This is a genomic window from Shewanella sp. DNRA4 (assembly GCF_012843185.1).
Classification (GTDB): Bacteria; Pseudomonadota; Gammaproteobacteria; order Enterobacterales; family Shewanellaceae; genus Shewanella; species Shewanella xiamenensis.
Genome location: NZ_JABAIP010000023.1, coordinates 1 through 21,761, shown reverse-complemented (window position 1 = coordinate 21,761; position 21,761 = coordinate 1). Strand labels below are relative to the sequence as shown.

General features: G+C 48.3%; 16 protein-coding genes. All 16 read right to left on the bottom strand.

Annotation, left to right across the window (positions count from 1 at the left end; translation table 11 throughout):
* Window position 1: 1 nt before the first annotated feature.
* The gene (locus HG547_RS19700; protein ID WP_169548804.1) at window positions 2-1,213 is read right to left on the bottom strand and encodes an ABC transporter permease; all 1,212 of its coding nucleotides are present in this window, start codon (window positions 1,211-1,213) and stop codon (window positions 2-4) included.
* An 89-nt stretch (window positions 1,214-1,302) separates the two neighbouring features.
* Window positions 1,303-2,277: an efflux RND transporter periplasmic adaptor subunit gene (locus tag HG547_RS19695; protein ID WP_037430615.1), complete on the bottom strand. Its 975-nt coding sequence runs from the start codon at window positions 2,275-2,277 to the stop codon at window positions 1,303-1,305.
* Window positions 2,267-3,688, bottom strand: coding sequence for a TolC family protein (locus HG547_RS19690; protein ID WP_169548784.1), 1,422 nt, complete (start codon window positions 3,686-3,688; stop codon window positions 2,267-2,269). Before HG547_RS19690 ends, HG547_RS19695 begins: the two co-directional genes overlap by 11 nt.
* A 195-nt stretch (window positions 3,689-3,883) precedes the next feature.
* Window positions 3,884-5,332: a metalloprotease TldD gene (gene tldD, locus HG547_RS19685; RefSeq protein WP_169548783.1), complete on the bottom strand. Its 1,449-nt coding sequence runs from the start codon at window positions 5,330-5,332 to the stop codon at window positions 3,884-3,886.
* A gap of 108 nt (window positions 5,333-5,440) precedes the next feature.
* A complete protein-coding gene (locus HG547_RS19680) occupies window positions 5,441-6,289 on the bottom strand; it encodes a carbon-nitrogen hydrolase family protein (RefSeq protein ID WP_169548782.1) in 849 nt (282 codons plus the stop codon).
* Complete coding sequence (locus HG547_RS19675; protein ID WP_169548781.1) at window positions 6,213-10,430, bottom strand: YhdP family protein; 4,218 nt, start codon at window positions 10,428-10,430, stop codon at window positions 6,213-6,215. The genes HG547_RS19680 and HG547_RS19675 overlap by 77 nt, the downstream gene beginning before the upstream one ends.
* A complete protein-coding gene (gene rng / locus HG547_RS19670) occupies window positions 10,430-11,896 on the bottom strand; it encodes a ribonuclease G (protein WP_051714234.1) in 1,467 nt (488 codons plus the stop codon). The genes HG547_RS19675 and rng overlap by 1 nt, the downstream gene beginning before the upstream one ends.
* 109 nt (window positions 11,897-12,005) lie before the next feature.
* Window positions 12,006-12,590, bottom strand: a complete 585-nt coding sequence (locus HG547_RS19665; RefSeq protein WP_037428165.1) for a nucleoside triphosphate pyrophosphatase — start codon at window positions 12,588-12,590, stop codon at window positions 12,006-12,008.
* A gap of 2 nt (window positions 12,591-12,592) precedes the next feature.
* Window positions 12,593-13,081, bottom strand: a complete 489-nt coding sequence (gene mreD, locus HG547_RS19660; protein ID WP_037422445.1) for a rod shape-determining protein MreD — start codon at window positions 13,079-13,081, stop codon at window positions 12,593-12,595.
* Window positions 13,081-14,109, bottom strand: a complete 1,029-nt coding sequence (gene mreC / locus HG547_RS19655; protein ID WP_037422442.1) for a rod shape-determining protein MreC — start codon at window positions 14,107-14,109, stop codon at window positions 13,081-13,083. The genes mreD and mreC overlap by 1 nt, the downstream gene beginning before the upstream one ends.
* A gap of 44 nt (window positions 14,110-14,153) precedes the next feature.
* The gene (locus HG547_RS19650; protein WP_007651015.1) at window positions 14,154-15,203 is read right to left on the bottom strand and encodes a rod shape-determining protein; all 1,050 of its coding nucleotides are present in this window, start codon (window positions 15,201-15,203) and stop codon (window positions 14,154-14,156) included.
* A gap of 339 nt (window positions 15,204-15,542) precedes the next feature.
* On the bottom strand, window positions 15,543-19,289 hold the full coding sequence (locus HG547_RS19645) for a DUF6701 domain-containing protein (protein WP_169548803.1): 3,747 nt from the start codon (window positions 19,287-19,289) through the stop codon (window positions 15,543-15,545).
* Between the two features lie 28 nt (window positions 19,290-19,317).
* Window positions 19,318-19,776, bottom strand: a complete 459-nt coding sequence (locus HG547_RS19640) for an MSHA biogenesis protein MshP (RefSeq protein ID WP_144376297.1) — start codon at window positions 19,774-19,776, stop codon at window positions 19,318-19,320.
* Complete coding sequence (locus HG547_RS19635; protein WP_169548780.1) at window positions 19,766-20,614, bottom strand: type II secretion system protein; 849 nt, start codon at window positions 20,612-20,614, stop codon at window positions 19,766-19,768. The genes HG547_RS19640 and HG547_RS19635 overlap by 11 nt, the downstream gene beginning before the upstream one ends.
* On the bottom strand, window positions 20,614-21,165 hold the full coding sequence (locus HG547_RS19630) for a prepilin-type N-terminal cleavage/methylation domain-containing protein (RefSeq protein ID WP_169548779.1): 552 nt from the start codon (window positions 21,163-21,165) through the stop codon (window positions 20,614-20,616). The genes HG547_RS19635 and HG547_RS19630 overlap by 1 nt, the downstream gene beginning before the upstream one ends.
* Complete coding sequence (locus HG547_RS19625; protein WP_169548778.1) at window positions 21,155-21,643, bottom strand: prepilin-type N-terminal cleavage/methylation domain-containing protein; 489 nt, start codon at window positions 21,641-21,643, stop codon at window positions 21,155-21,157. Before HG547_RS19625 ends, HG547_RS19630 begins: the two co-directional genes overlap by 11 nt.
* Window positions 21,644-21,761: the final 118 nt, after the last annotated feature.

The window sequence follows — 21,761 nt, the reverse complement described above, 5'->3', positions numbered from 1 at the left end:
GTTATTGCCCCTTCACTGATAGAGATGTATCGGTGTCAGCCGCTACCGAATTGGGGGTTACCGTTATCGGCAGTAGTTTGCTCGCCAAGGCATAAATCACGGGGAGCAGGCAAATAAATCCCCAATAACTACTCAATTGCTGCGCCATCGTTGACCAAGTAGCACCATAACTGACCACGCTCACATGGGATTCAATATAATGGCTCGATGGCATAATGAGCCGCCACCACTGGGCAAGTTGTGGCATTTCGTGGGTAGGGAAAGTGATCCCCATAAAGGCAAAGGCTGGTGCGAATAATGCGGTACAAAAACTGATGACCCGCGCGCTATCACGCATCAGCACAAACACCAGTAACACCAAACTCCAAACCGCCAGCAGCATGATCAACTGGGCAAACAGTAGCAGCGCTATACTACCCGCAAAAGGCAGGGCCAGATACAAATACAACCAAGCGAGGATAAACCCACCCTGTAACATCAAGATAGGCGTAAACAACAGGATCTTAGCCAACACCTTAGGCCAAAAATGCTCGGTCAATTGATTGGAGATCCCGTCCTCTAACTGTGCGGCATTAAGGTGTAACTCGCGATTTAAGCTGTTAGCCATCACCAGCATAGATAACAACTGCCAAAGGGCTACCAATACCGGCGGCACTAAAAAGCCAATGTAGTTATTGTTACGATTAAACAATGCAGTGGTCTGGCTTTTGACCGGGCTTAAATTCACCGCCACTTGGGATTTTGGTGTACCCGTCATCAGTTGCTTAAGGCCTGCGACCTGCAACAACCCATCGCCGAGACTCAACTGAATTTGACTCGACAACAGCTTACCCACCAGCAAAAACTGGCTGTTGTAGCGCACATCAATTGTGGGTGTATGGCCGGTGAGCAAATCCTTTTTCATATCATAGGGAAATACTACCACCGCATAGACCTGCGCCTGCTGCATAGCCTCGACGGCCGAGGAGAGATCGGAAAAACTCTGGGGATCGGTCACAGGATTGGCTTTGAGCTGACGGGTCAACATCCGGCTGAGTTGGCTATGGTCTTGGTCAACAATCGCCACGGGTAACTGCCGCGGTAAACCCGCACTAAATAACCACCACAGGCACAAAATCCCCAGCAACGGAATGTAACTGATAAGGGCTAGTTGCCAAGGATCGCGCCATAGCGCCTTAAGCTCGCGGCGCACCAATGCCATGAACAACGCCATTAAGCCTACGGAGGCAGACTCTGTCGCATCGGCGGTAGTGCCATGCTCACTCAATGGCTTAGGCTCGCTCGGTAACTTGGTCACAGTCGTTACTCTGCACTAAGCAGCACAGACATACCGACGCGCAGATCAGCAATTGGCGCCGTTGGGCGTAATTCAACCTCAAAGGTGCGCATATCAAAATCGTGGCCGCTTTCGGTCGAACGCCAAGTCGCAAAATCCCCCATCACACTGATATGGGAGACAGTAAACTCTACCGTTTTATCCAGCGCTGGCAGCGTTAATTGCAGTTTATCGCCCTTTTTAAAACGCTTTAGTTGATCTTCACGTACTTGGAATACCGCCCAAGCGTCCTGCATATCAATCAGACTCACCACAGGGAAACCACTCGGCGCCAGTTCACCTGCTTGCAATAATACTTCGCTAATTTCCCCAGATTTAGGCGCACGCATTTGGCTATCAGCCATAATGGCACTGACTTCTTTCACCGCGCCTTCGGCCATACGCGCATTCCCCGCCGCAGCAGCTTTGGTTTCAACCCGCGCGCCTTCTTCGGCCATTTGATACATGGCTAACGCCGCTTGTTCTGTGTATTTTGCCGCTTGCCACTGGGTAAAGGCTTCATCGCGTTTTTGCCGTGCAGCGACTCCTTCGGCAAATAAGTTTTCAACGCGGGTATAGGTAGTTTTTGCCAGTGTTGCCGCGGCTTGCGCCTTAAGCCATTGCTCTTTAGCTGCCATCACTTCTTGGCTACGGGCACCATTATTTGCCTCTTGTTGCAAGGCTTTAGCGGCATCACGGCCACCTTCGGCCTGCATCAACTTGGCATCTAGCTCAGGGCTGTGGATAGCAAATAACAAATCACCTTCATTGACACTATCGCCACGGCGCACAAGCACTTGTTCGACCCGTCCTGGCACCTTAGAGGATACGTTATATTCGCGGGCTTCAATCTGCCCCTGCAACACACTCGGCTTTGGGCTATAAGCCAGTTTGAGCCCATAGGCTAAAATAAGGCCTAATGCGACCAACGCCGTGAGAGCAAGAATTCTGTTAGCGCGCATTGATAGTCTCCTGCGATTGAGTGCCTGTGGCACTGCGACCGATAAATTCATCTAATTGACCACTGATGGCCATTAATCTGGCATAGGCTTGCACATAGCGATAACTGGCACCGAGCTGCTGGGTTTTAACGGCGCTCAGTTTTAATTCGGCATCGACCCTATCAATAGACGTTGAAAGCCCTTGATTAAAGGCGATTTCCCTTAAACGCAGGTTCTCGGTAGCCAATTCAAGTGAAGTATCGAGTGCTTTAACTTCTTCTTCGGCCTGTAATAACTGCCGATAGCTTTGATCGAGCAGCAAACTTAAGTCTTGGCGTGTCTGCGCCTTAGTGTAACGGGCTTGCAGCAAGGCACTCTTAGCCGCTTCCACTTTACCGCTGCGGCCATCGCGGCTCAGCAAGGGCACCTTTACACCGACACCGACCATCCAGTCCGGTTCTACCTTAGAAAACAAGCTGTCATCTTCGTATAAGGTGTAATTACCAAAGAGAAACACAGTCGGGTGATATTTACCTTTCTCTAAGGAAACCAAACCATTCGCCTGAGCCTCTTTAGCCTCAAGTAGCTTAAGCGCCGGGTGTTGATTTAAGGTCATTTGGGTCAAGTCCCCCAATGACGGCGCCTGTGGCAGCACAAATAGCGGCGAGTTAGTGCTGACATCACTCCGTTGCAACATACGCGATAGGGCGATAACGGCCATTTCATGCTGGCGGCGGGCGCTGCCTAAATTGACCTTAGCGTTGTCTAAGGCCACTTGAGCATTCAGGCGCTCGACCTTAGCGATTTGCCCCTCGCGCTCCAGCGCCAGCGCATGGTCAACGTGCTTAGTTAAGGAGGCCACCAGCTCAGTTTGGGTACTGACGAGGGATTGAGTCACATCAACGGCATAATAACGATCAACCAACTGCGTGAATAAGTCGCGGGTTGCTAACTGTAATTCCTGTTGTTTCTCGGCCACCATGGCGGCATGAATGCCTTGAGCCGCAGTGATCTGGCCGCCGGTATAAATCGGCCACATCGCCTGTAAGCTGGCGCGGAAAATATCTTGCTCGGTAAAGGGCGTGACAAATAATGAACCTGGAATACTCGCCAGTGCACCGCCAAGTGCGGGTGGCAAGGTCGCGGGATCAAGCGAGGCTAAGGGATTGAGATCCCTTAAATCTAATTCAATTGGTTTTTCGAGGCGGGTATAACTGCCATTCAGACTGAGGGACGGCAGATTTAAACTTTCGCCCGCCTCTTGCTCGCCCTTGGCGCGATTCACCTCTTGGGATTGAGCCTGGAGTTTATCGCTCACCTTAAGCACTTGCTGCCAAGCCTCAGTAAAGCTACTGGGCTGGGCATAGGCCGCTAACGGCAATAGTGAGGGCAAAGGCAATAAACACAGCCATGCCAAACGTGATAGTTTCATTAACACCTCTAGAGTAGTTACTCTAATTTCCTTTGCAAATGATAACATCCATCATGGAAGGCGGCTAGAACCCACCGCTGGAAGTGTAAGATGGGTTCTAAAATAAGCACTTAGCCAATCAACGTAGGAGCTTCTAGCTTCTAGCTTCTAGCTTCTAGCTTCTAGCTTCTAGCTTCTAGCTTCTAGCTTCTCGTTTTACGCAGTACCGCCTACGGTCAGCTTGTCGAGCTTAAGGGTCGGTTGACCGACACCCACAGGCACGCTTTGACCATCCTTACCACATACACCAACGCCCTTATCTAGCGCCATATCGTTACCCACCATGGAAATCTGACTCATGGCTTCAGGGCCGTTACCGATCAGGGTAGCGCCCTTAATCGCTTGAGTCACTTCACCATTTTCGATCAAATAGGCTTCAGAAGCGGAGAACACGAACTTGCCCGAGGTGATATCCACCTGACCGCCGCCGAAGTTAGGCGCATAGATGCCCTTCTTCACCGACTTGATAATCTCACTCGGATCAGACTCGCCCGCCGTCATATAAGTGTTGGTCATCCGCGGCATCGGCAGATGCGCATAGGATTCACGGCGACCATTACCCGTCGGTGCCACACCCATCAGGCGCGCATTTAATTTATCTTGTATGTAGCCTTTAAGAATACCGTCTTCGATTAACACGGTTCTCTGGGTTTGTACGCCTTCATCGTCGATGCTCAATGAGCCACGACGATTCGCAAGCGTGCCATCGTCCACCACTGTCACCAGTTGCGACGCCACTTGCTGGCCGACCATACCACTAAAGGCGCTGCTGCCCTTGCGGTTAAAGTCGCCTTCCAGACCATGGCCTACAGCTTCGTGCAATAACACGCCTGGCCAACCATTACCCAGCACCACAGGCATCTCTCCGGCGGGCGCATCGATGGCATTGAGGTTAACTTGTGCCTGACGCACTGCTTCACGGGCAAAGGCAAAGCACATAGGTAAACCGGTTTCATCATTTACCATAAACACGCTGTAATCGTGACGACCACCGCCACCAGCACTGCCACGTTCACGCTTGCCATGTTCTTCTAAAATCACGCTGCAATTAAAGCGCACTAACGGGCGAATATCGGCAGCCAAGGTGCCATCGCTGGCAGCGACCAAGATTTCTTCGTGCACACCAGCAAGGCTAATCACCACTTGAATAATGCGACTGTCGAGGCTACGAACATAAGCATCGGCCTCTTTCAGCAGGTTGATTTTTTTCACTTCTTCCATGGCGGCGATAGGGTCGAGACTATCGTACAGCGCCAAGGCTTGTTGGCGTTTGAAGGCCTGAACCTTGGCCTGCTCACCCGCTCCCGCAATACCGCGCGCCGCCTCGGCCGCAGCGCTTAAGGCCGCTGGCGTAATATCATCGGCATAGGCAAAACCGGTTTTCTCGCCGCTGATAGCACGCACACCGACACCACGTTCGATATGGAAGCTACCATCTTTAATAATGCCATCTTCGAGCACCCAAGATTCGTGGCGACTGCCTTGGAAATAGAGATCGGAAAAATCGACTTTATGTTGATGTATGGTGTTTAAATAACTTTGTAACCCATCTAGGGCTAAGCCACCCTTTAATAAACTTTGCTCTACTTGTGCTAAAAAAGGCATCGCGGTTCTCTCTGAAAGCTTGGCTAAAATTGGCAACTCACTCATTTTTAAATAACTTAAATTCGCTGTGAGTCTATTTCATCTAAATCTGTTGAAGGCTTAATCTGTTCAAGGTTTAAGGTTCGGTGCAGTAAAACGATTATGTTGCGCCACGGGCATTTTACTGCGGATGCTGTGCACCTCGGCCACATCGATATCGGCATGTACCCAACCTGTACCGGTTTTCTGCTCGGCAATTACCTCGCCCCAAGGGCCTATCACCATGCTCTGCCCCCAGGTCTCACGACTACCTTCGTTATGGGCGCCCCATTGGCCGGCGGCCAAAATAAAGCATTGGGTTTCAATGGCTCTGGCCTGTAATAACACCTGCCAATGGGCTTCTCCCGTGACCTTAGTAAAGGCCGAAGGCACGGTAATAATCTCGGCTCCCGCGAGGCGCAGCGCCCTGAATAAGTCCGGAAAGCGTAAATCATAACAGATGGTCAAGCCAATTTTGCCAAAAGGGGTGTCGATGACACTGATATGATTGCCGGGGCAGAAGGTTTCACTCTCGCGGTATTGCTTAGTGCCGTCAGCAACATCCACATCAAACAGATGCAGTTTATCGTATTGCCCTAAGGTATCACCTTTATCATCAAACAGATAACAGCGGCTGTAGACGCGCCCATCCTCCGCCAGCGCGGGGATGGTCCCCGCCACCATATACACAGAGTAACGAGCGGCTAAGGCACTTAAGGCGGATTTTAACGGGCTAAGATGACTATCACCCGCATAGGCGAGTTGTTGACTCTCATGGCCACCAAACAGCAGGCTGCATTCTGGCAACACCACTAAATGCGGGGCATCTTTGTCCCATTGCAGGCGATCACGGGTTAATTCCTCAAGCTGCGATTCGATAAACAACAGATTCGCGCTGACGTCGCGGCTGCTCTGACATTGCAACAGGCTGATGCGCATGACTATCTCCTTGAATTGTGTTTATCGACAATACCACCTTGGGGCTCACAGGCTTAGGTTGTTCTGGTTCGGCTTTAGGCGGCTCAGCAGGCTCTACCTTGGGGAGCGTCGGCGCTTGCGGCGATGTCTCTTCCTTAACAGCTTTTACAGGTTGCTCGTTGTTTTTTTCAGGCTCGACGGGCGGCTTAGCGTCTGTCTTGGTCGGGGCGCTATTCTTGACGGGTGGCGCATCATTCGGCTCTGCACCCTCGGTTAGCGCTGGCAATTCGCCCCCTACCATAGGCAGAATCGACTCGGGGATTTCAATCTCTTTACTCTTACGTTCCAGTTCCTCTACCACAGGCTCAGACATAGTGCCCGTTACTCGGAAACGGATCTCAGAGATCACCTCAATCACAGGCTCTAACACTTTGGTTAAGGCAAACGCCCCAAGCCCGAGCGTCCACGCACTGGTACTGAGCAGCACCACAGTTGGCACACTTGAGGCCAGTTGCGGCACAAAGCGAATATCATAGTTTAAGCTTTCGCTGGTAAGATCCGTATAGCCGCGCACCTTCATATTACCTGCAATCGCATCCATTTCAGTGTCCGTAGTTTTCACGACACCATTATCGATTTGCAGATTACCGGTAAAGGAATTGAAGTACATGCCTTGACCAAATACATCACTGAAATCTAAGGACAATTTACGTACTAATGAATCGAGGCTAAACAGTGAGAAAATCCGTGCGCCCTTATCGCTCACTTGGGATAAATGGCCTTTGCCCAATTCAAATTTGACTTTACCATTCAAGGTTTCAAGGGAAAACGCATAGGGTGCACCTTGCCAAGCTAGCTCGGCATTCACCTTCAATGGAGCTTCATTTACACCGGGATCGATCCCAAGTTGGTGACTCAAATAGCTAAACTGACTAGCATTCAAACTGACGGATAACTCGGTTTGATTTTGACCATTCTGCTGTTGCCAAATTCCATTCCCCTGCAAAGACACCTCAGGAGTGGTTAAAGATAACGTCTGAATGCGGTAACCCGAGGCTTGCGGACTTGCTTGCACCACTAACTGGCCAAATGGCTTATCGAAAAAACGAAAATCCTCTACATTCACCGCAACGGGCGGCAAATTAGTGAGCACCTGCTCCGCCGCAAAATCCGCTTCACCTTCAGGCTTCACATTGGGTGAAAAATAGAACTTACTGGCAGTCACTTTTAAGCCTTGCGTCAACCAATTGGGGTAAAAATCTACCGTTCCTTCAAACTCGCTGGCTTTGGCATCGAAACGCCAACCATTTTCATTGGGTTTGGCGCTGAGTCTCAACTCTGTAAGCCCTTGCCCTAATAAATCAAACTTGCCGATATTGGCATCGATCCCAACCACCGAGGGGAACAAGGCCGAGTGGCTCGTCTCTTCCACCAAAATACCAGTGCGAGTCGGTTTGTTATCTGAAGCAACAAAGGCATTAATTACGGGTAACCAATTAGCTAACTTGCCACTGGTTACATCAATCTTAATGTGTCCAAGCTCGGTATTGGGCACCTCGGTAGCCTCGAAGAGTCGCCCTAATAGCAGATCGAAATAACTAAATTGCGTACCTTTTTCAGCCTCAAAGCCGCCAATAAACTCAGCTTGTTTATCGAGTTTTACCCTCAGGGTTGAAATCTGCTGATCACCAGAAAACTCGGCCATTAAAGGCCTAGGCTCGTCAGCAGGTTTTGCGAAAATGCCAGGTAATGTTAAGGTGGCACCGACCAGATCTGAACCTAAATTGGCTTGAATTTGATAGCCTTGCTCATCGAATATCATGCTCAAGTTACCGCCCCAAGCGACTTTACCTTGGTAAAACTTACTTAAGGGATTTTGTAACTCTAAGGGTAAACGACTGAGATCCCAACGACTCTTCATATCCACGTTCAGCGCAAAATCTTTACCTTCGGGTTGAGTGGCAAAACTAAACTCCAAGGGCTGCTCAAACAGGCGAGACTTAATCCCTTTGCCTTCGACTATCTCGTTGGCAAATTGCACTGTGCCCGTCACCGCCTTGAGTTGTAAACCTGGCTGCGCAATAAACACGGGCGTGTTATCAACCATAATTTTACCGCGGATATCCTCAGCCTCACCCTCATACAAGGGAATACTAATATCTAAATTCCCCGTTACCGCGCCCTGCACTTGCACAACCTTTAAGGTTTTGCCCACAGTATCGGCAAGGGGAGAAGCCTGTAGCACTTGAGTCGCAGCACTGCCTTGAGTCGCAAGATCGGCCTGAATTTTTAACAGCGAATGCTCGCCTAACTCGGGAATAAACACATGGGCACCATCGGCAACCACATTCATCAACTTACCTTGGTTAACCCAGATATCCATGCGGGCATTTTCAAACAAGGCATCGAGGGAAAGATCAGTGACTGCGGGCCAATCCGGTTGGAATTGGTATTCGGCATTGTTTAAGGTAAATGCCGCTTGGAACACACCGCTATTATCCTCAAAGGGAAAACTCGATAATGCCCCCTGCCATAATACTTGGGCGTTTTGACTCTGCCCCGCTTTAATCGCACCATCCAGATACTCAACCAGTGACTCGCCCATGGCTTTGATCGGGAAGTATTTATCCGCATTGGCGGCATTTTTGACTTCAACATTGGCGGCAAGGGACATACTGGTAGCAGCGCTAAAATCCAGCTTTAGAGCAGCAGCAAGACCAATATCGTCGTTTTCGAACTGCACCTGAGGCACAGATAAGGTTGCCCTTTGGGTATCGAAGGCACCGGTTAACGCCGCGCCATGCAGCACTAAAGGCGCTGAAAATTGATCGCCAAAATCGAAGGTGTAAGTTTGCTCGGGAAGCGAAAAAATTAACTTTTCATCCTGCCATTGCAACTTCAGATCCAAGGGGTTGATATTAGGTATTCCTTCCACTTTCTGCCAGTGCAATTGCTTAACACTAGTGCTTGCGAGCAAAGGCTGATCTGCCGCTTGATAGAGACGAATCGGTCCGACGCTACCCTCGGGCGCGAGCTGAAACCATTGCTGCAATACGGCTAAATCGACACCCGGAAATAATGGCAAGAGTGGAAATAAGGTCGGTAAATCCAAACGGCTAACATAGGCATATAAAGCATCGTCTTGCTGCTTGGCCGCAAACTTCAGCTCGGGCCAATGCACCCCATTGGTGACAAAATCCAAATGAGTGCTGCTGATCTCCCAACCTGCCGCGTTTGGCTCCCAATGAATGCTACCGGACTGGATCTCAAACTTTTGCGGTTGACCTTGCATCGACCATTGCAACCAACTTGGCTCAAACTGCACGAGTCCAGAACGTAAACTTCGATGGGCAAAATCAAACCACGCCTTAAGATTGACTATCCCTTCTAAGGGCAGTTTTTTGATTGGATCATAGGGATTAGGTTGACGTGATGCCCATTCGCCCAAATCTAAGGACTGAGCTGCCAGATAAACTTGTCCGGTTAAACTCTCGGGCGCTGTAGCATCGCCGTTAATATCGAGTTGCAGGCTGAGCGATTCCTTAACCAAGGTATTGTTATCGAGGTAAATTTCCCCCGCGCCGCGGTGGCGCTCACCACTATTACGCCAATTGAGGTGACGGACGTGGATGGGTCGATATTCATGTTGCAAGCTAAGCAGTTGCACCGAAGCATCCGTCAGCGAGAAACGCTCTAGCTGCTTTAAGAGCAGCTTATACAACCAATCTATTTGCGCCGTTTGATTAGACGCCACCTGCGCCTTATTACCCGATAATTTATCGATATCGAGGGCAATATGAACACCATCGAAATTGACATCTTCAATGCGTGGACTGGTGGTCAGTAGCGATTGCCAAAAATCCAATTTGATTTGGACATGCTTCACCAACACGGTAACAGGGAGCTTGTCCTGCGTAGGGATCACTAGATTATCAACCGTTACCGCTGGGCCAAAGGCCTGCCACTGGGCGGATAACTCGCCAACTTGGATATCAATTTGATATTCGCTTTTTACATACTCAACTAACTGCTGGCGTACTTCATCGACCTGAGGCAATAAGCCGCGGATCAAGCTTACCGTCAAGGCAAACAAGACTAAGATCAGTGCCAGTAATTGCCAGCAAAAACGGCTTAGTTTTTTAGCAGTAAAAAGCGTTGCCACTACATCATCACCACGTCGTATTTATGCTGGGAATACATAGGCTCATTTTGCAGGCGAATACGCTTACCTATATAAACTTCAAGCTCGGCGACCAAATGACTTTCATCTCCACTTAAGCTGTTATAGACAGCGGGCGAGCAGTAAAGCAAAAACTCGTCGGCGTCATAGGCCCGATTCAAGCGAATAATTTCGCGGAAGATTTCATAAGAGACAGTTTCTACCGTCTTCATGCTACCCGTGCCCTGACAGGCTGGACACTCACTGCATAGCACATGCTCTAAGCTCTCGCGGGTGCGCTTACGGGTCATTTCAACTAGACCCAACCCAGAGAAACCACTGACATTAGTCTTAACTCTGTCCTTGGCGAGCGCACTATTTAAGCTATTGAGTACCCGCGTTTTATGCTCGTCGCTCAGCATATCGATAAAGTCGATAATGATGATGCCGCCGAGATTTCGCAGCCGCAGTTGCCGTGCAATCGCTTGGGTGGCTTCAAGGTTAGTGTTAAAGATGGTTTCTTCAAGATTACGGTGGCCCACAAAGGCACCAGTGTTGATATCGACCGTAGTCATAGCTTCAGTCTGATCGATAATCAGATAACCGCCAGATTTAAGCTCCACCTTACGTCCCAGAGCACGCTGGATTTCATTTTCGACATCGTACAAATCGAAAATCGGCGCAGGACCAGAATAGTGCTCAATCTTGTCGGCGATTTCCGGCATAAACTCTTGAGCGAAGGCTTGCAGCTCGGCAAAGGTGCGGCGCGAATCGACTTGAATTCGGTCTAATTCGGTGCCGACAAAGTCGCGCACAATGCGCACCGGCAGGGCGAGATCTTGATAGAGTAATGCTACACCACGGCGCTGACGCCGCTCGGAGACCTTAGACCATACTCGGCGCAAAAAAGCCGCATCTTGGGCAAGTTCATCCTCACCTACGCCCTCAGCGGCGGTGCGGATAATAAAGCCGCCGTCTTCATCGACGAATGGCAGAGTGATTTTTTTAAGACGACTGCGCTCTTCTTCCTGCTCAATCCGCTGGGACACCCCAACATGGCTAGAGCCAGGCATAAACACCAAATAACGGGAAGGCAGTGTGATATCTGTGGTTAGGCGCGCACCTTTAGTGCCCAGAGGGTCTTTCACCACTTGCACCATAATATCTTGCCCTTGGCGAACCAGCTCGGCGATATCACGGACCACAAAATGGCCCTTCTCCACATCGGCCACGCATTCGGTATGCGGCACAATGTCGGAGGCATGTAAAAACGCGGCTTTATCTAAGCCAATATCCACAAAGGCGGCTTGCATGCCAGGCAACACACGGCTGATTTTGCCCTTGTAAATATTGCCCACCAAACCACGCTTCATGCGCCGTTCAATATGGACCTCTTGCAGCACGCCGTGCTCGACTAAGGCAACGCGCGCCTCAGAGGGGGTTACATTAATCAGTAATTCTGAACCCATCTTGCGCTGAATTTTATTCGGATTTAAGCGACTGGTATTCACGACTCACCCCATTAGGGAAATTAAATTAATCTCAGTATGTTCTAAGCCTGAAAACCAATACCGCAGACTAGATAATGCCCGCCTCAGATAAGAGTTGGCGAGTTTCGACTAATGGCAAACCGACAACACAGGAGTAACTACCATCAATTGACTCGACAAAACAGCCACCTAATCCTTGGATCCCATAGCTGCCCGCTTTATCCATGGGCTCTTGTGAAGCAACATAGGCATCGATATCTGCATCAGAAAGCACACAAAAACGCACTAAGGTTTCAACTAAACGCACTGCGGTATGATTGACACTTGCTAAGGCGACTGCAGTCATTACTGTGTGCACCTTGCCAGAAAGCGCACGCAGTACCCGCTTGGCATCGGCCTCATCAACTGGCTTACCTAATATTTCATTTTCAAGCACCACGATAGTATCAGAACCTAATACAGCAGGCTGTGACATACCTGAGCATAATGCAAGCCCAGCCTGGGCCTTTTCAGCCGCAAGGCGCTGAACATAATCCCGTGGTAACTCTCCTGTCTTCGGAGTTTCGTCGATATCTGGTGCTACTTGCGCAAACGTAAAATCAGCCCGTCCGAATCCAATATGAGTCAGTAATTCTTTCCGGCGCGGCGATGTCGAGGCTAAAACTAAATTCACAACTAACGAACCTTATAATGACGTCGAATGCGACGTAAAATCCAAAAAATCCAAGGCCAAAAAACAAGGCCCGATAGTGCAGGCAAAAACAGTTCAGAGTGGAATGTTGCGCCATCCATCACAAACTCAACCCAATAAACAATGAGGTGATAGATAGCAATTAACAGCATTATGACCAGCGACTGTTGCCATTTAGGGAAGTTACGTAAACGCTGACAATGTAAAATAGCAATATAAATCACCAACGACATTGCTAAAGAGCGAACACCTAAAGTCGCGCCCAAGAGAATATCGAGGGCTAAGCCCATAACCCAAGCCGTCAGAATGTTATATCTGTGGGGCAATGCAATCGACCAATAGATCAAAATCATCAGTAACCAATCAGGACGCCAGGCCTCAACAATTACTGGCAGTGGCATAATTTGGCTTAAGAGCCCAACAAATAGGGTTAGCCAAACCGCGATGCGTCCATTAGCAGCTTGTAAACTCATTAGTGCACCTCTGCTGGCGGTTGGGTAGTAGCAGCGTTAGATGCCCCATTCGCGTTACTGGATGCTGCATTGGGATTACTGGGTACCACATTGACATTTGTGCCCTGAGTACCGCCTTGAGTCGTTGGCGTTCCATTACTGGTATCAGGCTTAACGTCTTGTGCAGGATGATCTGCGGCCGGTACTGGCACTTGATTAGGCAGTGTCACCCCCGAATCGGGCGATGGCCAAATTAACAGGAGATAACGAATACGGTCGAGTGCCGCCAGTGGCTGAGCCGTGACTCGCGCATAACTTTGACCATCTTCGGTAAAGACTTCCACTACCCGCGCAACCGGATACCCTTCAGGGAAGCGGTTACCTAAGCCAGAAGTGACCAGTAGGTCGCCCACACGAATATCGGTACTCTTGGCCACATGGCGTAACTCAATTTCATCAAGTTCCCCCGTCCCGTTGGCGACAAGGCGCACATCATTACGGGTAATCCGTACGGGTAAACCATGGGAAACATCAGACAGTAGTAACACTCGGCTAGTCATCTCACTGACCTGCACAACTTGCCCCACTACACCTTGCGCATCCACAACAGGCTGACCAACAAAGACACCACTGCGGGAACCTCGGTTTAAAACCACATAATGATGGGAAGGATCGCTGGCAACCTCCATGACCTCTGCAACCATCTTGAGAGAATCCTGATAGGCAGGCGAACCTAGCAAGGCGCGTAAACGTTCGTTTTCCTGACGTAAATGCTCGAAACGCTGTAAGCGTTCACTCATTAATAATTGTTGCCTTAACAGCTCTTTATTTTGCAATGCCAACATATTGCGGGTCGCAAAACTCTCAGAAGACCAATCGAGAATCGCACTGGGGACACTCGCGAGGTATTGAATAGGGCTTAAAGCGGATGAAAGTGATTCACGGGCAGGCTCAAGGCGGTGATTTGCCGCAAGCAAAATCACCGACAGGATAATTGCCAGTGTTAAACGGAACTGGTTCGAAATACCACGAACAAAAATTGGCTTCATAGGAAAGCTAAGGCGGTGATTAGCCGCCCTATACCGAAGTTAGATTAGGTTTCTTCGGAGAACAGATCGCCGCCGTGCATATCAATCATTTCAAGGGCTTTACCACCACCGCGCGCTACGCAGGTCAATGGATCATCTGCCACCATGACTGGAATTCCCGTTTCTTGCATCAATAAACGGTCTAAATCACGCAATAAGGCGCCACCACCGGTTAACACCATGCCGCGCTCAGAGATATCAGAAGCTAATTCTGGTGGTGATTGCTCTAGTGCCACCATAACCGCACTCACAATGCCCGATAATGGTTCTTGCAACGCTTCTAAAATTTCGTTGCTGTTGAGCGTAAAGCTACGAGGTACACCTTCGGCCAAATTACGACCACGGACTTCAATCTCTAATACTTCATCACCTGGATAAGCAGTACCGATAGTGTGTTTGATACGCTCAGCGGTCGCTTCACCAATCAAACTACCGTAATTACGGCGAACATAATTGATGATGGCATCATCAAACTTGTCACCGCCAATACGCACAGAAGAAGAATATACCACACCATTCAAGGAGATAATGGCAACTTCAGTGGTACCACCACCGATATCAACAACCATTGAACCTGTGGCTTCAGACACAGGTAAACCTGCACCGATAGCCGCGGCCATTGGTTCTTCAATCAAATACACTTCACGGGCACCCGCGCCCATGGCTGACTCGCGGATCGCACGGCGTTCAACTTGCGTTGCGCCAACGGGAACACAGACTAAAACACGTGGGCTTGGGCGAAAAAAGCTGTTGTTATGCACTTGCTTAATAAAGTGCTGCAACATTTTCTCTGTCACATAAAAGTCTGCAATCACACCGTCTTTCATTGGACGGATTGCTTGAATATTGCCAGGAGTACGGCCTAACATCTGTTTAGCTTCTGTACCTACAGCCGCTACAGATTTCTGACCAGAGCTGTTACGCTCGCCACGTATAGCAACAACTGAAGGCTCATTGAGGACGATGCCTTCATCACGAACATAAATTAAGGTGTTAGCTGTACCCAAATCGATCGATAGATCATTAGAAAAAATGCCACGCAGCTTCTTGAACATGTAACTAGCCTGTATTCTGTGGAGTCAGAAGAAAAGAAAAATCAGCTAACTTTATCAATGCCACCCTGATTCCACAAGACCGTTGAGGTTAACAATCGCTAATGGAGTGATTTTTTTTCAAATAGACCACTCAAAAACACTATTTAATCGATAAACGCGCCTTATTGAACAAAAATCAAACAACCCAAAACCCCATTTAATACAAGCTGGCAACATGCGTAAAACCTGTATCTTGCATTTTAGCCTTAGCATGATGCTTTGAGTTCATGCAACAAAACGCATCGTATAACGATAAATCACTACGGACTAATTCCAATTCAGCAAAATCGATCTACCCCACTAATTAACTTCTCGCCAGTAGATGATTCTGTCATGACCACGGTAACGCCCAAAAAATGCACTCGCACGGGGATCGGATAAGCTGGTTGGAGACACCCCATTCCAGTTCCAATACCATTCTAACCAAGTCGGTACGTCTAAAGGCGCGGTCACTTGACCGCGATATAAGTTGCCACTAGAGGTGAGAGCTCGCCATAGCAAATCAAATTGCCCCGCTTGAAATACTGAAGATGCGCCAGTGCGAGTAATACTCTGCCCCGTGGCTAAATCCGGGTCAAAGTTATAACCCAGCCCTGTATTATCCACCTGCGAACCTAGGCCATAGGTGGCAATGGTGCAGCTATCATTCCCATTTATAACCCAACTAGTGCCATTCCAATACTCAGCTCTTGTCGGCATTTTAAGGATTTCAGTCTCTGGGCCATAGGTGTTATCCATCACCACTCGGCCGTGGCGTAGGGTTTGAGTGGTGATTTTCCTAGCATTACAGTTAGTGCAATTACCCGTGGTTGCCGCATCCATATCGGGCGAGGCCACATAGCTGTAAAGTCCATTTGGCCGAGGATCGTTATCCATCAACTGCACGCCAATATCGAGCATCTCGAAGGGACCGTCTTGATAAAGATTCGTCGTCACATTTGGGGTTACTCGGTTTAAATAAGCGCGATAAGTACCATCGACCATCGCCACACCCTGACTCCAACTATCAACCTTTACAGGCAAGGCACTTAAGCGACTCTGTAAATCGACACCATTGTTATTGTTTTCTCCGACCAATTTCGCGGTCGCGAGGGAGAATGGTGGGAAATAGTTTTGTGTCACCGCGCCGCCGATATTCAAGGCTTTGATGCTCATTGACATAGGAAAAGGTTGATCCATATAACTAAAACTGCCACAGGCAGGTAAGACAGAAACGTCTCCCACTAAAAATCTATCGGGCACAAAGCGACCAATATTGGCTGAATAGCCAATCGGAATATTCAAACTGCTGGCTGAGCCAAGATAATTAGGACTCGCCTGCGCCGTAATTTGAAATACGCCAACTTCGCTAATACTTTGATTACTGATGGTGTTGAGATTATTAGTTTGCGCGGTATGGCTATAGGAAGTGACGCCTAACACCCCATCATGGCCACCACTGGCGATACTAGGCGCAACAACTTTACTGACAAGCTTCATGGCTTGGTCGCTAAAGTTAGGCGTCGATAAGTTGCCCGAACAAAAATCCGTATCGCCATCTTTTTCCCATGCCATGGCTTGTAGTGTCATAGCGAAATTCTGCCCCGCTTTACGGTAAGCATTACAGCTCATATCCGCACTTGGGCAGCTGGCACTGGCATCCACGGCTTTGACACATAATCCTGCCGGCACACTGACAAACTGATCGGAGCCTGTCATGACTAGACCTTGTTCATTACCACTACCAATATATTGCGCATCGAGCTGTAATTTACCCGCATCGGGATAATTCACCGAAATATTTGCTTGTCCGTTCGTATCAAATAACAGACTCAGCGCCGTTGGCGAGGCGCTCGAGCTACTAATTACCGTATTGTTGATCGTGACGGCTTTCGGCGAGATAGGCGCACTTGGGATCTGATAACTGCTCCAGAAATTCAGCGTCTTAGTCTGACTTTGGAAGCTTGGAACACACTGCTGAGTCACATCAGATTTTTTCACAGCCTTAACTACTACTTGCTCGGGGCGATTAGCACGCTTATCAGGCACATCGAAGACAAAACCACTGTCGGCGAAGGTGAGTGAACAGTTGTTTTCACTCAGGCCACCATTTCCGATACGGCAAAGGGTTTTACTTAAAGGTTTGGTTGTCGGGCTCGAACCTTTTACACCTAAAGTCACAATGCCAGCAGTATTGCGCCGTAATTGTAATTGCGCAGTACCCCCACTAAAGCTCACTTGATTACCACCAATCCATACGCCTTCGGAGGCGGATTCAGGTAGCAAGGTCGCCGTCAAAGGGTCAGTAAAAAGCTGGCTACAACTGGCGTTTGCACAGGCTCGAATTGTCACAGTTTCGGGATTACAGGTTAACCCCTGACCCGAATGGTCAAACTCAAAATGATCGATTTGCGCGCCAATAGGATTAGATTTCAACGCACAAATCTGAACGTTATCGATTTCATGGTTGTTATTCGAGCCACCGGTTGACCCTGTAAGCGAGAGTAAGAAATCACTCGGTGTAGCCGCTTGTCCAGATTCCGCCATTGCATTAAAGGCAGGAATTAAGGTGACAAATCCCGAACCCGTATTACGTTCAATCTTTACCATCGACTGACCGGATACCTGCGAGTCGATAGTGATTTTATATCTATGTGCTGGTGACACATTGTTGCCATCGACCGTGGGAGATAAACAGTTACCACTGGTATTGGTCGTGCCATTATTACAAGTCCCACGCAAATAACGGTAACCAGATGTGCCAGAACCAGAACCGCGAACAGCAACTGACTGACGCCGTTGTCCCGAAAGATTTATGCTCCCACCTTCACCGGAAAAGTTGCCAAACTCATCAATCCCGATACCTAGCCAGCCCCCCGCAAATCCGCTAATACCGGGCTTGAATCCATAACCTAAGGGACCACCAAAGGCACCAGGCTGGGGAGTGATCGCGGCATCAGATAACACTAACGCAATACCGTCGGCACCATTGCCACCATAGGCATAATGATCAAACTGGATCTCCACTAAGTTTGCCGCGGCTGGGAATAATCGTTGATAGGTCGATGCGGTAGATTGATTCGATTTTGCCTCGGTTAAGCGCATACGACCACTTACAATGGCAGGAGTAAAAGTACCGCTACTACGGGATACTACCCAGTCGTTACTTAAGGCACTCTGAGAGAAATTATCGTTAAAACACTGTAAAACGGGTGCAGGATTACAATTTGGAACAACATCAATCTTTGCAGCATTATCATCAAATGTAATACGACTATTGCCACCTAAACTAATATTTCTTGCAGTGATAGCTCCTTCCAAAGAAGAACTGCCTTCTAGAACAGCATTCCCTTCTGCAACCACATAGGATTTAAGAGATGCACTACCATTAAGTGTAAAATTCGAATAATTATAAATGAGAAAACGTTCCGGATTTCCAATAAGATTCAAGTCATTATGTTTATAATCATTTTTAATAAAAAATGAAACTGTTCCAGTAGATGGGAAAACTAAAGTTACACCATAATTAATTGATAAGGTTTCAATCCAATATTGTCCAGCAGCAAGCTCAATACGGCCTGAGGTAGCAGTAAGCGATTTCATCTTATACACACCATTATTGCTAACAAACCGAATTGTTTTATCTGAACCTCCATCAAGAACAATATTATTGTACTCACCCTCAGTTACATTAATTCGGGTATTATCCCACGTGGGTGGGCCAATATTGACAGGACTTGAAGAGGTACACTGAGAAAAATCAATACGATTAGAAGGCAAACTGGCAATATAATTTCCTGCACGGCACCAACGATAAGAGTAATTAGATGTTACACACAAATAGTCAAAGCTGTATCCTCCCTGAAAATAGTTATAAGTTGGCAAGTCACTATACCAACGACCAGCATTATTAGGAGCATTATATAAATAAGAGCTGTTGAAGGTAATTGAACCGTTTCTGTCGTAATTATTTACACCTTCTATAAAAGTTGAAGTCCAATCAGCTTTCACCAAATGGGATGTGAATACCATGATTAGGAGCAAAAGGATTAATGGGAATTTGGCCATTATTTTGTTAAATATCATTTTTAATAGCTTAATTGCCACGGGCTTCTACCTCTACTTGACGGCTAACACGGGTATCACCACTCTCACACACCGCTTTACTATTGATCCGATATTGAGTGACAGCGCCAACTACATAGGATGTGCAGCTTAAACTGACGCTACAGGCATGAAAGCCCACCACATCGGGGGGTGTCCAACTGCTTGAAACACTTGCACATGTCGCCGTCGCATTAGCGGGGGCGTTTAATGGGAATAATTGCGCTAATGCGGCATCGGCACCGCTGTTTGCTGCGGCTAATCCGCGGGTCCCCCACACCTCTTGGGTTAATCCGCTATCTGCATCTTCAACAATATTAATTAAGGCGGCGGCCAATAAAAACATCACGGTAATGACAAAAATACCGATCACTAAGGCGCTACCGGCTTGGCGACGAGCCGAAGACTGACAATACACTGAGCGCGATAGGCTAACTAAGTTAAGGGACATTAATCACCTGCACTTGATGTCGATATTGAAATGTCTCGCCGTTGACATTAAATCGTGGTTGTAGATGCACCATCGCATTATTGACTAGGCTCGATGGTGTTAAGATCAGCGGTAAATCGGCGTTATTACTCAACACATTAGCCACACTCTGTGCCATTAGCACACCCGAACTCATATCCGCAGGTGTTGGCTGGTTAGCATTCAACCCATAGCCAGTATAACGCTTTAAGGTTAACTCATTGGTCGATGACGCTTTTTCAAAGCAATAACTCACAGGTGTTGAAGCAAAATAGATCCGTTGACGCGGAGAAGCTTCGGCAAATCTCGCATTGGCAGTAAAGGTTAAAGTCACTTGGTTTGCGGCGCTGCTAATGCTGTTTATCTGCGCGCGTTTTTGTCTCGCGCTGTTATACACATCGCTATCGGTTAAGGGATAAATCCATGCATATTGGTTCGTCGCGATCTTACTGTTCAGATTATCTAAAATCACAGTTCCTGTGAGGGTGGCAGCACTCGGCGCAATTGGCATCGACAAATAAGTGGTACTCGCCTCAATAGGGACGAATTCAACGCACTGATAGGTTAAGCTATTACCATTGAGCCGCACACTGTTAGGCACGGCGCTGCGCAGCTCGCGGGTCATACGCTCCACAGCAAAACGGCTCTGGCTTAGCACTTGGTCGACCGAACTCGACTCAACAAAAATTCGCGTGCCAAAAATAATAAAACTACTCACCCCAACCACCAGAATGCCTAAGATCAGGATCACAGTGACCATTTCAACTAAGGTAAAACCCTGTAGGGAGCGCGCCATGCGCTTTGCAGATAAAGCGCCCATTAGTAATTGCTCCTCACCAGATTGTAAGTGATCACTTCGTTATCTGGCGTGGTGACATTAATGGTCACTAACTTGGTATTAGGCGCAGGCCCAAAGGCGACTGTGACACTTAATTGATAGTTGGGATAAGCCTCTGCATAAGTTTGGCTAGAATTGAGCATAGTGGCGTTTTGGGTTAGGCCGTTATAGTCATCCACATCGTTAAAATCGTTGCGCCCTTCTCCCGCCTCTGGCCCTAAGACGGCCGAGCAACTACTGCCTAATGGACTCCCACAAGCCGGCACTCCGCCATTGGCATTGGTATTTTGGTCGTAACGTTTGCCCCAAATCTCATTCATCACCGAATGGGCAAGCTCGGCACTTTTTACTCGGTGTAAAGTTTTGGCAGCGCGATCCGCCTGCGGAAATAACATGCTACTAAGCATGACGATAGCGATGGCAATGACTAACATGCCGACCACTAATTCGATTAAGGTAAATCCCTGTTGTAGTTTGGGTTTTAAGAATGGCGTTATTATTCTGCTCTTCAGCAATCGAGGATTAATTCGCATAAATATAGCCCTCGCTGGAGATATTAATCGCCACAGTGTCATTGGCAATCACATTGATACATGGCCCATTACACGCAAGCGATGCTCGACCATTGATATCAAAATCAAGATAAAAGCTCTTGGCATTGTTACTGATAAGCACTAACTGCGCGCCACCTTGAAAAGCTTGGCTGGATAAAGGGTTAGGAGATAAAGGCGTGCCCGTACAACCAGTGCTATCGCGACTGGCAAACTGACTCACTTGATAACCCGTCGCCGACACGACTACGCGGTAACATCTATCGGTATTATTTAAGGCTTTTTGCTGAACCTGGCGCAGCTCGGCCATAAACTCATTACGCAGACTAAAGGCACTGTAGGAGGACTGACTAAATAAACGCGGCAATACCGTCACCGATAGAATCCCAATTAGGATAATAGTGGTCACAAGTTCAACTAAGGTAAACCCAAACTGTCTGCCGGTGGAAAATTTACGCATTGTCCGCTTTGCCGTGATGCTAGGTTCTAGGTTCTAGGTTCTAGGTTCTAGGTTCTAGGTTCTAGGTTCTAGGTTCTAGGTTCTAGGTTCTAGGTTCTAGGTTCTAGGTTCTAGGTTC